This is a genomic window from Trichlorobacter sp., assembly GCF_030247655.1.
GTDB lineage: Bacteria > Desulfobacterota > Desulfuromonadia > Geobacterales > Pseudopelobacteraceae > Trichlorobacter.
The window spans coordinates 1-14,508 of the sequence record NZ_JAOTRZ010000063.1; the positions used below are offsets into that span (position 1 = coordinate 1).

At 53.8% G+C, this 14,508-nt stretch carries 11 protein-coding genes and 1 pseudogene; 1 reads left to right on the forward strand and 11 read right to left on the reverse strand.

What is annotated here, in order from left to right; all coding sequences use genetic code 11:
• Nucleotides 1-232 precede the first annotated feature (232 nt).
• A complete protein-coding gene (locus tag OEL57_RS07580) occupies nucleotides 233-388 on the forward strand; it encodes a hypothetical protein (protein ID WP_300739228.1) in 156 nt (51 codons plus the stop codon).
• Nucleotides 389-566: 178 nt separating this feature from the next.
• Here the strand turns inward: OEL57_RS07580 and OEL57_RS07585 are convergent, their stop codons facing one another.
• The 11 genes and pseudogenes from OEL57_RS07585 to OEL57_RS07640 form a co-directional block, all read right to left on the reverse strand.
• Nucleotides 567-1,547 (reverse strand): AEC family transporter, encoded by a 981-nt coding sequence (locus OEL57_RS07585; protein ID WP_300739230.1) that lies wholly within the window; start codon nucleotides 1,545-1,547, stop codon nucleotides 567-569.
• Between the two features lie 12 nt (nucleotides 1,548-1,559).
• Nucleotides 1,560-2,567, reverse strand: coding sequence for an AEC family transporter (locus tag OEL57_RS07590; protein WP_300739232.1), 1,008 nt, complete (start codon nucleotides 2,565-2,567; stop codon nucleotides 1,560-1,562).
• Nucleotides 2,564-3,511, reverse strand: coding sequence for an ABC transporter substrate-binding protein (locus OEL57_RS07595; protein WP_300739234.1), 948 nt, complete (start codon nucleotides 3,509-3,511; stop codon nucleotides 2,564-2,566). Before OEL57_RS07595 ends, OEL57_RS07590 begins: the two co-directional genes overlap by 4 nt.
• The gene (locus tag OEL57_RS07600; RefSeq protein WP_300739236.1) at nucleotides 3,505-5,655 is read right to left on the reverse strand and encodes a SpoIIE family protein phosphatase; all 2,151 of its coding nucleotides are present in this window, start codon (nucleotides 5,653-5,655) and stop codon (nucleotides 3,505-3,507) included. Before OEL57_RS07600 ends, OEL57_RS07595 begins: the two co-directional genes overlap by 7 nt.
• A gap of 423 nt (nucleotides 5,656-6,078) precedes the next feature.
• Nucleotides 6,079-6,788: pseudogene (locus tag OEL57_RS16985) on the reverse strand (amino acid ABC transporter ATP-binding protein); the annotation flags it as partial.
• Entirely contained in the window at nucleotides 6,785-9,796 is a 3,012-nt protein-coding gene (locus OEL57_RS07615) for an ABC transporter substrate-binding protein/permease (protein ID WP_300739243.1), read from the reverse strand. The gene OEL57_RS07615 and the pseudogene OEL57_RS16985, both read right to left, overlap by 4 nt.
• Nucleotides 9,793-10,980 carry a glycoside hydrolase family 3 protein gene (locus OEL57_RS07620; protein ID WP_300739246.1) on the reverse strand — a complete coding sequence of 396 codons (1,188 nt, stop codon included), beginning with the start codon at nucleotides 10,978-10,980 and terminating at the stop codon, nucleotides 9,793-9,795. The genes OEL57_RS07615 and OEL57_RS07620 overlap by 4 nt, the downstream gene beginning before the upstream one ends.
• A 249-nt stretch (nucleotides 10,981-11,229) precedes the next feature.
• Complete coding sequence (locus tag OEL57_RS07625) at nucleotides 11,230-11,580, reverse strand: hypothetical protein (RefSeq protein ID WP_300739249.1); 351 nt, start codon at nucleotides 11,578-11,580, stop codon at nucleotides 11,230-11,232.
• Nucleotides 11,581-12,118: 538 nt separating this feature from the next.
• On the reverse strand, nucleotides 12,119-12,739 hold the full coding sequence (locus OEL57_RS07630; RefSeq protein ID WP_300739252.1) for a hypothetical protein: 621 nt from the start codon (nucleotides 12,737-12,739) through the stop codon (nucleotides 12,119-12,121).
• Between the two features lie 136 nt (nucleotides 12,740-12,875).
• A complete protein-coding gene (locus OEL57_RS07635; RefSeq protein ID WP_300739255.1) occupies nucleotides 12,876-14,258 on the reverse strand; it encodes an SH3 domain-containing protein in 1,383 nt (460 codons plus the stop codon).
• 57 nt (nucleotides 14,259-14,315) lie between these two features.
• Nucleotides 14,316-14,508: hypothetical protein (locus tag OEL57_RS07640; RefSeq protein ID WP_300739258.1), on the reverse strand; the 193-nt coding region annotated here is incomplete at its 5' end.

The following is a 14,508-nucleotide window of genomic DNA, read 5'->3' on the forward strand; positions in this document are numbered from 1 at the left end:
GACATGAGATGCAGGCAACGGCATGGGAACTATTGAGCGCCATGCTGCTTCTTGAAGCGGTCTTTGGTATTGCAGGACTGGTGGCAGCCCCGGTGGTGTATGCCTGGTTAAAGGCAGAGGTAAAAGTACAGGGAATGATCTAGACGTGTACGGACGATTTGCATGACGTACCTCTATTCTGGCTTGTGTTCATTCTTTAATTGGAACTGGTGCAAAAAAGGGGGAAACTTATATGGTTAAAACCGCAACCTTTGAGGCACTGCTGGAGTCAGTGGTGGAGGATGGTGATGGCTGGTTGTTTACTCTGGAAGGCAAGACCTACCGGATTAATGATAAGGACGAAGTCAGAAAGATCGCGGAGTCCCACGGCTATATTTTGATCTACTGAGCTGAAAACGGCATCTTGCCGCAAAAGAACGCAAGGAAATAAAAGAAAAGAACATAGCTTTAACTGCTTTTGAAACCTGTTTTAACTGTCTGTCGTTCTTTGTGCTCTTTGCGTTCTATGGCGGCTGATTGCTTTTCAGAGTTTGACCGGTTTTCTCTGTGTGAAACGATTTCTGAGGCTAACCGGCCTTCATGATCAGCGTGGTAATCAGCTGCAGCACCAGCGGTATGGTGACGATCCCGCCAAGGGTGCCGACCGCCACCATGGCTGCCGCCTGTTCCGGGCAGTTGTCATACTTCAGGTTCAACAGGTAGGCCATGACCGGCCCCGGCATGGAGGCGTTCAGGATGATAACCGCCTCTGAGGTCCGGTATCCCAGCCAGATCAAGGGATCAAGGGTTGGATCAATCGGTGTCCAGCCGATCATACGCCAGATAAACACCAGACCAAATCCCAGCAACGGCCCGCCAATCAACCGTATCATCCCTCCTGCAATCCCTGTTTTCAGCGTTTCAAGCCTTATATCACTCATTGAATAGCCCAGGTTAACGATCAGGAGCGGGATGGCGCCGTAACCCAGGATGTCGGTCAGCTTGCCGGCAAAATAAAGGGCAGGTTTCAGTGCTTCAGGTATCGGCAGGGTTGCGGCTGCCACACCGGCGATCATGGCATACAGGGCCGGTATCTTCAGAAACTGCTTCAGGTCGGTCTGGCCGCTGACCAGAAAGACCCCGGCGCTGTACAGCACAAAGATGTTGGCCAGGTGGAAGATGATTGATTTGGAGAGCCCTTCATTGCCGAACATCAGCAGGGCGATCGGCAGGGAGATGTTGCCGGTATTCATAAAGATAAGCGGCAGGATGAAGCCGTTGCGGGATACACCGGCACGACGCTTCAACAACAGCGCCACCGGCACCATCAGCGCGATCATGGCAATGGCTGATACAAACAGCAGCGAGAATTCTGACGGGTCAAAGGCCCGCTTATGGGTGGATGAAAAGATCAGCGACGGCACCAGAAAATAGTAGACCAGGTTTGAGATGCTCTTCTGGTTCAGTTCCCGCTTGGTGTCCAGTCTGCCCAGCCAGAAACCGGCAAAGGCGATGGCAAAGGAGGGGATAACGGCGCTGATGATCAGAAAATTCTGGTTTGAGAACATGGTGGTTCCGATTCAGGAATTAAAAATATAACGGTTAATGACATACACCAGCAGGCCAAAGGCGATGATCGACAGTAGGGCTGATGAGAGCAGCAGAGACGAGTCCCGTTTAGACAGTGGCGTATCACCTGGCCGCCAGAAGGCGGAAATGGTGCAGGGCAGGGCAGAGGCCAGTAGCAGGATCGCCTCGGTGGTGCGCAGATCCAGGTAGTGTATCAGGTCATAGCCTTTGTCCAGCGGTGCCAGGCCGATTGTCCGCAGTATCAGAATCAGTGCGGTTGCCACCAGTGGCAGCCAGAGCATGCGCAGAAACGCTGCGCCAGACCACCAGGTTGCACCGGAGCTGCGCAGGCAGTACAGGGCATAGCCGTGACTGATCAGCAGGATCGGCAGGGCGCCGCTTGCCATCATGCCGATCCCCTTTTCCACCAGCCAGAGCAGGTCCTGCAGTTGTCCGGGAAGATCAAGTTCAAACAGTTTAAGCCCAAGTGCCAGTAGCACGGCATGCAGGGTCGGTGTTTTCAGGAAGGCCACCAACTGGGTGGGGTGTCCGGCGCGCCAGCGGCCCCAGGTGTAGATTAAAAACAGGTTTACCAGGTGAAAAAAAGCGGCCTTGGTCAAGCCCTGGCTGCCAAACAGCAGATAGGCCAGCGGCAGCAGCAGGGTGCTGGTGCTGCCAAACATCATGGAGATAAAACCGTTCCGGTCACCATCCGGATCCCGCGCAACCCACCAGTGGGCAAGCGGATAGGAGCAGAGGGAGAAAAACAGGGCGCCGGTCCCCATGGTAAGTGCTTCAGACAGTGTCAGAGGGGTACGGTTCATGGCCGCAAAAATCAGGCAGGGGATAAAGATCTGGCTGTTCAGTCGGGCCAGGGTGCTCTGCTGGCCTCCTCCCTCCCATTTGGCCATTAAGGCACCGGCCACGATGATGATCATGGCTGTTGCCAGGATTCGCAGGGAGAGGAACTGGGCTGCGGTGGCACCGCTGCTGATCAGGGCTGCAGCAGTGTCTGTCATCGCTTTACCGCCGTGGCAACCGACAACAGTTGCAGCGGGATATGGATGCCTAACCGGTCGGCAGTGGCAAGATTGATCATGATGGAGAGTTGCGGCACGACACGAACCGGCAGATGGCCTGGTTTGCTTCCCTTCAGTACCAACAGGGCATTATCTGCGGCAAGTCGGCCAAGGGTGCGGTAGTCCGGTCCCAGAGAAATCAGCGCACCGTTTTCGCTGACCATCTCCGGGATAACCACAACGCTGGGAATCCGGTGTTTATTGAGGATGCCGATAATACGGCTGGCATTGGCCTTGACAAAAGAGTCAGACGGAAAGATTACGGCGTCAACCCGGGCATCAATCACCTGCTTCATGGTGGAGGCAATCCCCTCCTTGCCCTTGATCGGAAACTCCAGGGTCTTGAAGCCGAACCGCTTCTGTTGCTTTTTAATCTCTGCCAACTGGTAGAGGGGGGCTGGATCGTGGCTTGAGTAGACAAAACCCAGTTTGCGGATGTTCATCAGGGTGCCCAGGGTGCGGAAGGCGCTGTCCATCGGCACCAGGTTGGATGCGCCGGTGGCCAAGCCGCCGGGCCGCTCCATGCTGGCGGCAATCTTGCCTTCAACCGGTCGCTGCACAATGTTGAAGATGATCGGTAGCTCTTTGGTCTGCTGCAGGGCTGCCTGGGTCACCATGGTACCAAAGGTGTAGACCAGCCGGAAACGTTTAGGGTCCAGCCCGGCCAGGATCCGGTCCAACTTTTCCTTGCTCTGGTTTGCGTCAAAGGCGGTAACTACGACGTCATAGTCTGGCGATGCAGCCAGCTTTTCACGAAACCCCTGTTCTGCCACTGTTTCACCGCGCCAGAGCACCATGGCGATCTCAACCCGTTCTTTTGCATGGGCAACAGAGGTCAAAAGTATGCCCAGCACTGACAGTATGATGCAGAGCCGAACTAGCAAGCTTTTTTCCCCAGATAGCGGATGGCCAGCATGGTGATATCATCCGACTGTGGCGCGCCATTGGCAAAGCCCAGTACCTCGGCTCTGATGGCATGAATGATCTGCTCCGGTGGTGCAGCAGGGAGTGTTGTTACGCAATCCAGCAGACGTTTCTCCCCGTATTCTTCAAGGGCAGGATTAACCGCTTCATTGACCCCGTCGGTATAGAGCAGGAACAGTTCACCCGGCTGCAGCATAATCTGCTCGGTCTGGTAGCTGATATCCGGCATCGGTCCCAGCACAAAGCCGGGGGAGAAACTGCGGTAGACGGTGCTGCCATCCGCCTTCTGGATGAGCGGCGGCAGATGCCCGGCATTGGCGCAGTCAAGCTGGCCGGTATCGGTATCCAGAATGGCGCAGAAGACCGTCACAAACATGGAGGTCTCGTTGTCCAAAGCCAGGATCGAGTTAGTACGCTCCAGGATCTGGGCCGGGGTTTCATCCCGCAGCGCCTCGCTCTTCAGCAGGGTCTTGGCCACCATCATGTAGAGGGCAGCCGGCACCCCTTTGTCAGACACATCACCGATAATCAGGCAGATCCTGCGCTGGTCCAGGAAGAAAAAATCGTAGAAATCACCCCCCACCTCCTTGGCCGGTTCCATCAGGGCAAACAGGGCAAATTCTTTGCGGTCAGGAAAGGGTGGGAAGATGCGGGGCAGCAATGAGGCCTGGATATCGGTAGCCAGTTTCAGCTCACTCTGAATTCGTTCCTTGGCAGCCGTGGTCTCGGTCAGATCATGAATATGGCGGGACAGGTCCGCTGCCATCCGGTTAAAGGTCTCTGCCAGTTGCTGAATCTCATCGCCACTCTGGAGTTGCAGGCGATGTTCCAGATTGCCATTACCGATAATCTCTGCACCGGTTTCCAGTTCAAGGATCGGCGCTGTGATCCTTTGCGCCACCCGACGGGAAATCACGGTGACGCCACCTAACACCAGCAGGAAAACGCCTGCCAGAATGGCCATGGTAATGCCGATCTGCTGATAGACCAGACTGCTGGCGGCCTTGGTCTGGGCAACAATCGCCTGTTCAGTCGGGCGGATCGGGGCATAGACCGCCTCAACCGGCAGGGCAAACAGTACTGACCAGCCGGTGGTGCTGGAGGGGGCATAGGCCACAAAACTGTCCTGTTTTCCCAACATGCCGCGCATGATGCCAGGGGTGCCTGAGGCAAGATTCTTGTCCAGCAGCGGCATCGCCTTCTGGTCATCAAAGGAGAAAAACTCCCCTTTCTGTTTTTCTCCCCAGTCATTACTGCTGGTGTCCAGACCTTCACGGGCCAGGATTCGCCGGTCTTTGGAGACCAGATAGGCCCTGCCCTGATTGTTGATCCGCATCTTGATGATCCGCTCCTGAATGGTGGTCAGCGGAACATTCAGACCGATGACGGCAACAATTTTATTGTTCTTTTTGACCGGTGCTGAACAGTTGACCCGCAGGTTTCGGGCAATAACCCCCACATACGGCTCACTCCAGCCCAGGGTCCCGGAGGACAGCGCCCGGGTAAACCAGTCCCGTTTGCGGACATCATACTGTTTGTCAATATTGGCAGACCAGGGAAAACGCCGGAACAGCCCCTGGGGCGTAGCCAGGTTGCAGTCGTTGATGATCGGGTTGCTCTTTAGCACCGAAATCATAAAATCGTCCATGGCGGATGAGGTCTGTAGTTCTGTTGCAACTGCACTGGCAGGTACACCCAAAGGAATCTGCCAGACCGAGGCAGCCTTCGGGTCAGGTGGCTGGTCTGCAATGGAGTAAGACCGCTTATGGGGATAAAGCCCAGGAGTCTTCCAGATCCGCTCGGCGCTGTCCACCAGCACCTTCAGGTCGTTTTCCACGTCGCGGAACTGGGCATCAATCAGGGCGGCCTGATCCACCGTAGACTTGAGCAGCCCTTCCTGGGTCAGGGTTTCAAGCGAACCTTTGCTGATCTTGAGCAGCTCCTGGCTAAGGCCTACGGTTCCCTTCAGCGAGGTCTGCCCAAGATTGTTCATGCTCCAGAATGAAACCAGGCCAAAACAGACCAGTGACAGCAGTGCTGTACCCAACAGGGCGTACAGGATACGGGTTCGGATATTTTTGGGGCGTAATCGTCTGCGATTCATAGGGTGGCACCTGTTGGTGTTAGTAATAAAAGCTCGAATCAGCTAGCTGCGTCGCAAGGTCACGGTTAGTCTGTTGGTATCATCAATCCGCTGGTAGTTGATATCCTGGGCCAGGTGATTGATAATGTTCAACCCCAGCTCATCGGGCAACTGTTCCTTATCCAGCAGATTGCCTGTTTCTCCCCGATTTTCCAGTATGATCTCCAGGGTCTCCTTCTTTTCAGAATAGGCAATGGTCAGATCAAGGGCGGTTGTGGCCAGCAGCGGGTTGTGTATCTGTAGTAATTCCTCTACCAGTAAAAGCAGGTTCTGTCTGCTCTTTCTGGGCAGAATCTGCCGTTCGCAAAAAAGTTCAATTTCAGCATTCATGGCATACAGGTCGTAGTTCGGTGAGTCTATCCGGTAATTCAGGCTGCGAATCCGGTTGATAAAGGCCCGGGTCTTTTCCTTTTGCGGATTTTCAAAAATCTGCTGCGGTGTGCCCTCTTCATAGATCAAGCCTTCATCCATGTAGAGCACCCGGCTGGAGACATCACGGGCAAAGTCCATTTCATGGGTGACAATCAGCATGGTCATGCCATCCTTGGCCAGCCGCCGGATAACCGCCAGCACTTCACTGACCATGGTGGGTCAAGGGCCGAGGTTGGTTCATCAAACAGGATGATCTCCGGGTTCATGGCCAGACAGCGGGCAATGGCCACCCGTTGTTTCTGGCCACCGGAAAGTTCGTCGGGAAAGCTGTCGGCCTTTTCTGCCAGCCCCACCAGTTTAAGGATCTCCAGGGATTTCTGCTCCGCTTCCTGTTTGTTGATCCCCAGCAGTTTGATCGGGCCGATGGTCAGGTTTTCCAGGGCGGTCAGGTGGGAAAACAGGTTGAAGGATTGAAAGACCATGTTCATCCGTTGCCGGATCCTGGGGACATCGCTCTTTTTGTCCAGCAGATCAATCCCGTCCACGCTGATTGATCCGCCACTGGGTTGTTCCAGCAGGTTAAGGCAGCGCAGGAAGGTGGATTTGCCGGTGCCGGAGGGGCCGATGATGGAGATGACTTCTCCCTTGGCAACGGTAAGGGAAATATCCTTCAGTACGTTAATGTCGCCATAGGTCTTGGAGAGGTGGTGTACCTTGATCATTGGTTGGCCACCTTTCTCTTTTTGAATTTCGGATCAGTGATCCGTTCCAGGTATTCAAGGAATTGCATCAGGGTCCATGAGATCAGGAAGTAGAGTATCGCCACCATCACCAGGGGAAAGAAGGCGTCAAAGGTACGGCTGCGGATGATGTCACTGGCCTTGGTCAGATCCTGCACCGCAATGTAACCCACAATGGAGGTCATTTTAACCAGTGAGATAAACTCACCTTTGTAGACCGGCAGGATCCTCCTGACCATCTGGGGCAGCACAATATGGAAGAAGGTGCTGGTCTTGGTGAAGCCAAGCGACACCCCTGCCTCGGTCTGTCCCTTTTCCACCCCGTCTATGCCGGTCCTGAAGATCTCTGCGCTGTAGGCGGCAAAGTTCATTCCAAAGGCGATTACCGCCACAATTACCGGGTTGATGTTGACCGAAGCAAAGACGACATAGAAGATCAGCATCAGCAGCACCAGTACCGGCATGCCCCGCAGAATGGCAATGTAGATCTTTGCCGGAACCGTAAGCAGGTTGTTTTTTGCCATCCGCATGAAACAGACCAGCGCCCCCAGCAGGGTGCCGAAGAGGGTGGCAAAGATGGAGATGATCACGGTGGTCTTCAGGCCGTCCCAGATCAGCAGATAGCGTTTTACCTGGATAATGTTGCTTTGAAAGCTGCTGACAATACCGCTGAGGAAGGAGGGGGCGGCAGGCTTTTGGGCATCGCTTGCGCTGGCAGCATCGTCAATGTTCTTGCGTAGTGCAAAGACACTTGCCCCCAGTTCATAGTACGGCTCAGAAAAGGCGACCTGTTTTTTCCGTTCGTCGGTAATCACCAGGGTGCTGAAGATGGTGTCGATCTTATTGGTTGAGGCAGCGGCAATCAGGCTGCCAAACTCCATATCAGTGAAAACCGGTTCCTTGCCCAGGTAGGCGGCAAACCGCTCTGCCAGCTCAACGTCAAAGCCGATCATTGTATTGTCTTTAATGATGGTAAACGGCATCCCTTTGTCGCTGACAATGCCGATGATAAGCCGTCCATTGGCCTTTGTTCCTTCAATTTTTGGCATCTGGGTACTGCCCTGCAGGATCCAGCGGGTAACCATGTCCTTAAACAGGCCGTTTTCTTTGATCTGCCTCAGGAAGGTGTTGAACTGTGTGCGTTGAGCGTCATTGGCCTTGTTAAAGCCAACGCCAATCGGAACGGAAAAGAGCGGTTTTCCCAATAGGGCAAGTGCCGGATCGTGCCGCAGAACCTCCAGCAGGGTTTCGTGGGTATAAAAGGCTGCATCAACCTTGCCGGACTTGACCGCCAACACCAGATCAGGAGGGCTTTTGTACTGCAGGATGGTGGCCTGGGGATACTGTTTGGTGGCGTAGGTGTCATGCACCGAACCCAGCAGAACGCCGATCCGTTTATCTTTCAGATCGTCAGCAGAGCGCAGTTTTGACTCCGTTCCGCCGTCTTGGGCTGGCTGGGGCTGACTGCTGCCTGCCACAGCGTTGTCAGAACGTCTGACCAGCGCGGAAATATCATTTTCAATATAGGGCAGCGAGAACAGGATCAGCTTCTTGCGCTCCTCAGTTACATTGAAATTTGAAAGCGCAAAATCGATCTTTCCTGATTGCAGGGCAGGAATCAGGGCCTCAAAATTCATATCCACAATCTCGATCTTTTTCCCAAGCTGTTTGCCGATCAACTGACTCAGCTCAATATCCAGACCGGTTAGTTTACCGTTAGACTGGAATGAAAACGGTTCAAGATTGGCGCAGGTGCCCATCTTCAGGACACCATTGGCGGCTGTCATGCTGATGGCCGGCAGTGCTGGCGTCTCACGGTACTTCGCGTCAACCCATTTCTGTCTGAGACGTTGCAGGGCACCTTCCGTTTTCAGATCTTGGAGTGCCTTGTTTATTTCAGCCAGCAGTTGGGTGTTCTCCTTTTTAATTGCGGCAGCCACTTCCAGCTTGGCAACCGGCTTGTCGATAATCATCAGCTCAGGGTTCTTTTCAACCAGGTTCAGCAGCACGCTCTTGTCATAGATAAAGGCATCTGCCTTGTTTGCCTTGATCGCCAGGGCCGCATCCGCTGCTGCGGTAAAGGTCTGAAACTGTGCGGTGGGAAAGTTTTTACGGGCCGCCAGATCACCTGCAGAGCCGTTCAGTACGCAAATCCGCTTGTCTTTCAGCTCTGCAAGAGAGGCAGGGATTGCCGTGGATTTTACCGCCTGTGAGCTCTTTTTGACCAGCATGACCTGGGCATTGGCAAAGTAGGGTTGGGTAAAGTTGACCGCTTTTTTGCGCTCTTCAGTGGCGGTCATGCCGCTCAGGATTATATCTACCTTGCCCGATTGCAGGGCCGGTATCAGTGCCATGAACTTCATGTTTGAAAACTCAATCGGGCGGTTGAGCTTGATGCTGATCAGGCGGGCCAGTTCACCGTCATGACCGGTGACCCTGCCGTCCTTATCCACAAAACTAAGCGGCTCGCGGGTGGCGCTTACGCCAATTTTCAACGGTTTTCCGGCGCTTGGGGTGACTAACTTCAGCTCTTCATAGGGGCTGGTATCCGGTTTGAGCCAGCGCTTCCGCATGGAGGCCAGCGTACCGTCTGATTTCAGCTCGGCAATGATCCGGTTCAGATCAGTCAACAGCTGGCTGTCTGCCTTTCTCAGGGCGATGGCGGTGTCTTCATTATCCAGCGGTTCCGCTAGGGTGGTGAATTCGCTGTTTACCTTTGAAACCTGGACTGCAGTAGGCAGGGCGGTCACTATCGCCTCAAGCTGTCCCGATTTCAAGGCGGCTACGGCGTCCATCACATCATCAAAACTTTTGACCTGGGCATTGGGAAAGCGCGTTTTGGTGATTTCTTCGCCGGTGGTGCCGGTCATGACGCCGATCTTTGCTGTCTTGGCATCATCAAGACGGGTAATCGACTTTTCAGTCTTGTGGCAGCCTGCCACACAGAGCATTAGTAACAGACTGACGGTCGTCAGCAGAATCTTCTTCATGCTGCATCCCCGTGTTTCAATGTACGTTTCTTCAGTGCAATAATCCGGTTGCAGGCCTGATCAATCCGTTCCCGTGGAATCCTGCCTTGCTCCACCATCTTTAACAGCAGTTCAATCGTACGGGGCATGATGTCGGGGCTGTAGAGCTTGTCATTGGCCACCACCAGCAGGTCAACGCCGGCATTGATTGCCTTTTCCACGGCGGTCTCATAGCTGTAATGCTGGACAATCGCCCCCATGTACAGGTCATCGCTGACCACCACACCGTCAAAGCCCAACTGTTTGCGAAGTATACCATCAATGGTGGCTTTTGAAAGGGTGGCAGGGTATACGGGATCTATGGCGGTATTAAAGGTGTGGGCGGTCATCACCATATCACACAGCCCCTGACTGATCAGGTCACGGTACGGCTGCAGTTCGTTTTCATGCCAGTAGCGGGTTACATCCACCAACCCCAGGTGGGAATCCTCCCGGGAACTGCCATGGCCGGGGAAATGCTTCAGGCAGGTCAGGATCTGGTGACGGTGGTGGCCCTTGATAAACTCGGCGGCATGGGCCGTTACCAGGGCTGGATCAGCAGAAAAGCTGCGCTCTTTAAAGGCGATTACCGGGTTGTCCGGGTTTGTTGCCAGATCAACCACCGGCGCCAGATTCAGGTTGAAACCGTATTCCTCCAGCGTTGCCGCAAGACTGTCGCTGGATGAACGGGTCAGCTCCAGACGGTTCTGCTGCCCCAGATACTTGGCTGATACCGTTGCAGGAAAACCGTAGCGGTCCTTTAATCGCGCAACTACCCCACCTTCCTGATCCACCGCAATCAACAACGGTACTTCTGATGACTGCTGCAGAGAGGTGGTCAACTGCTTTAACTGGCTTGGGCTGGTGATGTTGCGTCCGGTCACCCCCAGATCAATGTTGTTGTCAAACAGCACCACACCGCCAACCCCGTAGCGGCGGATCGCCCGATCAATCGGGCTGTCCGGTTCCAGAGTCTCACCGGGAAATCCCAACAGCAGCATCTGGGCAATTTTACGCTCCAGCGGCCATGACTGCAGGTCAGGAAAGCTCTGCCGGATTGCGGGGCGGGTGGCGGCACAGCCACCAAGCAGCAGACCGGGCAGCAGCAGTGAAGCGCCGGTCAGGGCGCTGGTTTTAAGAAAGGTGCGACGGGTGCAGGAAAACATGATGCCTCGTCTGTTTGTGGGATAGGGATCGCGTCAGCTGTCTTGTTGGGTTTGACTGTTACACCGGCCCAAAATGCTTGCCTGACAGTATAGCAGATATTTTGTTGTCGGTATCCTTTGGCAGACTTTTTAGATCTAAGCAGCCAGGCCGGTTAAAAGCGTAACTGCACCTTTACGGTTACCCCGTACGGTATTTAAGACAGGTGTGCAGTGTGCTGCAAATTGGGAATAGGGTGGGTTAGGCTGTGGTTATTTCCATTCCCCAGGGTTTGTACATGCCGGTTGATTGCACAGCAATTCACAGAATTGCTTATAACTGTCCATTGTGAAGGAGAACGTTTTAACACCGGCTGACGAGTCAAAATTGTTGGTGCATTTGCCTTGCAAACAGGTAAACGATTTTGACTGACAGGAGACCAGATGCCCCTTGCTGGGCTGTCCGTTCACAACCCTTGTGATGGCGTTCACCTGAATCTTGCAGCGATTGGTCAAAAAGCTGTTGTCTGTGGTGCATTTTAGACGCATCTCTTCGGCATTGCAGATGGCGGCAACTGCCAGAACAGCAGCCAGCAGGCATGATGCAATGGTGATTTTCATCATGGCTTTATCCCCTTTGTTCTGTTGTCTTATCGCGTACTTTTCCAGCTTGAACTATTGCAGCAGGGTGAACCCACTACCGGCTTTCCGGCTAAATTCTGCTGATCCTTGATATGGTAGCAGGCCCAGTCGCTACAGTATTGAATGCACAAGTCCAGGTTTTTGATGTCACCTCCCTTGATCGCCTGTCCGTTGTTTTTGTTCACGTCTCCAAAACTGCATGTTTTGCCGTTTATGGTGTTTCCCTCCAGGTTCAGAAGGCAATAGTAGGTGGTTCCGGCATCAGTGCAGTAGCGCATTGCCCGTGTCGGCTCCTGTGTTGGCAGGGGGAATGCCAGGGCGGTTGTGGTCAGGGATATAAATAGACAGAGGACTGTAGCGATCCGGACGCAGCAAGAGCTGCTGTTTAAGGGTTTTGATTTTTCCATTGGCATCTCCCCTTTATGTGATTCCGTGACGATGGAACGTCACAAGCTGCGTTCCCACACTGGAACGTGGGAACGATAAATATGCCCCGGCGTGGGAAGGATAAAAAACCCCGTTACTTCAACGTGCCGTTCCAGCAAAACCAGCCGGTTTTGCTGTCGTACGCCTTGCCTGCGCTTGTAAGCTCAAGCTGCAAGGCTGTGGTAGAAAGGAAGTAACGGATTGAAGTGCTGCTGGTCGTTGCGACTTTGAGAAAATCTCCGCCTGCGCTTCCGTTGCCACAATATTTTGTGTTGCCGTAACCAACGCAGAGACAGGTTGCAGCTTCGGCATGCAACGGGGAGAGGCAGAGTGTGGAAAGGGCAATCAGCAGTGCAGTGATGCTAAGCTGTGGTTTCATGGTGATACTCCTTTGATGGTTGTTGTGATGTACCGCCTGTTCAATAAAAGCACAGAGTGTGCCAGATGCAAGGTGCAATGATTTTGGTATGGTATCTAGGTGTGTGTCTGCCAACATTCGTTTGTATCTGCCAACTTCGTTGGCGTTTGTTCTGTCCTCCGGTCTGCCCCAGCTGCGGCTGACCAGATCAAACAGCGCCATTTTAAAGGCGGCCAGGGCAGCATGATTGCCGTCAAATTTGGAACGAAACTGATCGATCAACGCAACCGGATCAGTGCAATCACGATCAATGAGTTCTGTTGCCGCTTTTTGCAGATTGGGCAGGGTCTGATCCACGGTCTCACCGGTGATATGGCTTGCAACCGCCGCCTCGCCGTAACTGCTGATGCAGTTCGTGGACTGGACCTGAAAGAAAAACGTTCTCTAACTGGTCGTGCTGACCGGTGGCAAAAGCACGCCCACCTTACGAAGCTTAATTCGGTAGTAGCAAGATACCGTCTACGTGGTCAAGCAGGGTTCCTCTGGAGAGTGGCAGTTCAAAGCCAGCCTCCAGGGTAGTCAGCACTGTTCTGCCAACGTAGAACTTTTCTTCCTGACCGCTCTTGGTTTTAAAGCGGATTGCCCAGGTGGTGTGCAGCACCACCGGCTTACCGTTGTGTGTCCCTGCGTAGAGCATGATATGCCCTTTGCGGTGGACGATGGTCCGAAACGGCACCCCCTGCTGGATCAGCAGTTTTTCCTTGTCCGGTTTTGAGAGGTTGGCCAGCGAGACAAAAGGGCCGGAATGCAACTGTTCCTGTGAATTACGGGGCAGCCAGATGCCGAACGGCAGAAAGAAATCTCTGGTGGTGGCTGAACAGTCCCGGTCACGGAACAGTTCTCCCCAACCGTAGGGGGTCTTGAGCAGCTCGTTACCGATATGCGTCACGGTTTCACTGGAGAACGGCAGCGGAAAACGTTGGGCATCCTTTTTCAGGATACGTGCTGTTTTAAACGTTGCCCAATCATCCTCTCCAGAGACAGACAGCTCAGCCAGCCAGTAGTCCGGTTCTTCGCGCACAAGGGGGTACAATGCACCGATTCTGGGTTGCGGCATCGCCTTTCCCTTGTCACCCCGAATCACCGCAAAATCCATGGTAATGACGATGAGATCAGCGCTGGTCATCCGTTGCTGCATTGATCTGTCAACCGGTAGCACCGTGCCTGCTTTTACCCAGCCAAGGCCATAGGCTGTCTCGACAAATGCCCAGGCCCCGGTATCAGACAGGTGCAGGATACGCACCGGCTCGTTGGGTTTTACCTCGCTGTACTGCAACTGGTCAAAGGGGAAGTCATCAGAGGTCTCATACAGCGGTTTCAGGTTGGGCAGCCCCCGCATAAAGGTGGGGGCTATGGCGATCCCCGGCTGGTTCATGGAGGGCAGTCGGTCAAGGTCGGCGTGGTCGAGGATTACTTTGATCCTTTCCGGCTTTACTTTCAGGCGGTTCTCCCCATACCAGGTTGTCTTTGCGATATCCTTCATCCCCTGGATTGATTGTTTCACGTCGTGAACCGGTGCTGCTTCTGTCCAGGGGGAGAAATGTTGTGTGCGAAACCGCTGCAGGGCATTGGCCAGCTCTTCCCTGGCTGGTAGTGGTTGTAGTGTAGCGGTGAACCTGCGCAGATCCTGCGGTATCTTCTGAATATCCTCAATCTCACTTGGCAGCTCTTCTGGTTTAGAGCGGTTGAAGTCATCTGCTGCCGCTGCTGTCGTACCCTGCTTCACAAGGACAGCAGGGTGCTGTGGTGCGCATCCGGCCGTGATGAACAGCAAAGTAGCGACAACGATTGAACAGGTAAACGGTGTCTGTGTCATATCAAGAGCTTTCCGTCAGCAGGGATTTTTTGAGACAAGACGTCACCTTTATGTTCCCTATTTTTCATAATCCACTGCTACTTCACTTCCGTACAAGGAGACACGTTTTATGGTGTATCCAGCAGATCTTAAACAGGAAGGGGCCTGGTATACGAGGGTGAATTTGGGACTGGGGATGTTTCCTGTCATCCCGTATATTTCGAGCCCCTTCTTTATGCAGGAGTATTGATCGGCGGCCCTGGCCTCAGGA

Excerpts from the sequence above, each read along its gene's own strand:
- OEL57_RS07625 (WP_300739249.1), bottom strand. The coding sequence starts at position 11,580 with ATGATGAAAATCACCATTGCATCATGCCTGCTGGCTGCTGTTCTGGCA.
- OEL57_RS07585 (WP_300739230.1), bottom strand. The coding sequence starts at position 1,547 with ATGTTCTCAAACCAGAATTTTCTGATCATCAGCGCCGTTATCCCCTCC.
- OEL57_RS07580 (WP_300739228.1), top strand. The coding sequence starts at position 233 with ATGGTTAAAACCGCAACCTTTGAGGCACTGCTGGAGTCAGTGGTGGAG.
- OEL57_RS07600 (WP_300739236.1), bottom strand. The coding sequence starts at position 5,655 with ATGAATCGCAGACGATTACGCCCCAAAAATATCCGAACCCGTATCCTG.
- OEL57_RS07620 (WP_300739246.1), bottom strand. The coding sequence starts at position 10,980 with ATGTTTTCCTGCACCCGTCGCACCTTTCTTAAAACCAGCGCCCTGACC.
- OEL57_RS07615 (WP_300739243.1), bottom strand. The coding sequence starts at position 9,796 with ATGAAGAAGATTCTGCTGACGACCGTCAGTCTGTTACTAATGCTCTGT.
- OEL57_RS07590 (WP_300739232.1), bottom strand. The coding sequence starts at position 2,567 with ATGACAGACACTGCTGCAGCCCTGATCAGCAGCGGTGCCACCGCAGCC.
- OEL57_RS07635 (WP_300739255.1), bottom strand. The coding sequence starts at position 14,258 with ATGACACAGACACCGTTTACCTGTTCAATCGTTGTCGCTACTTTGCTG.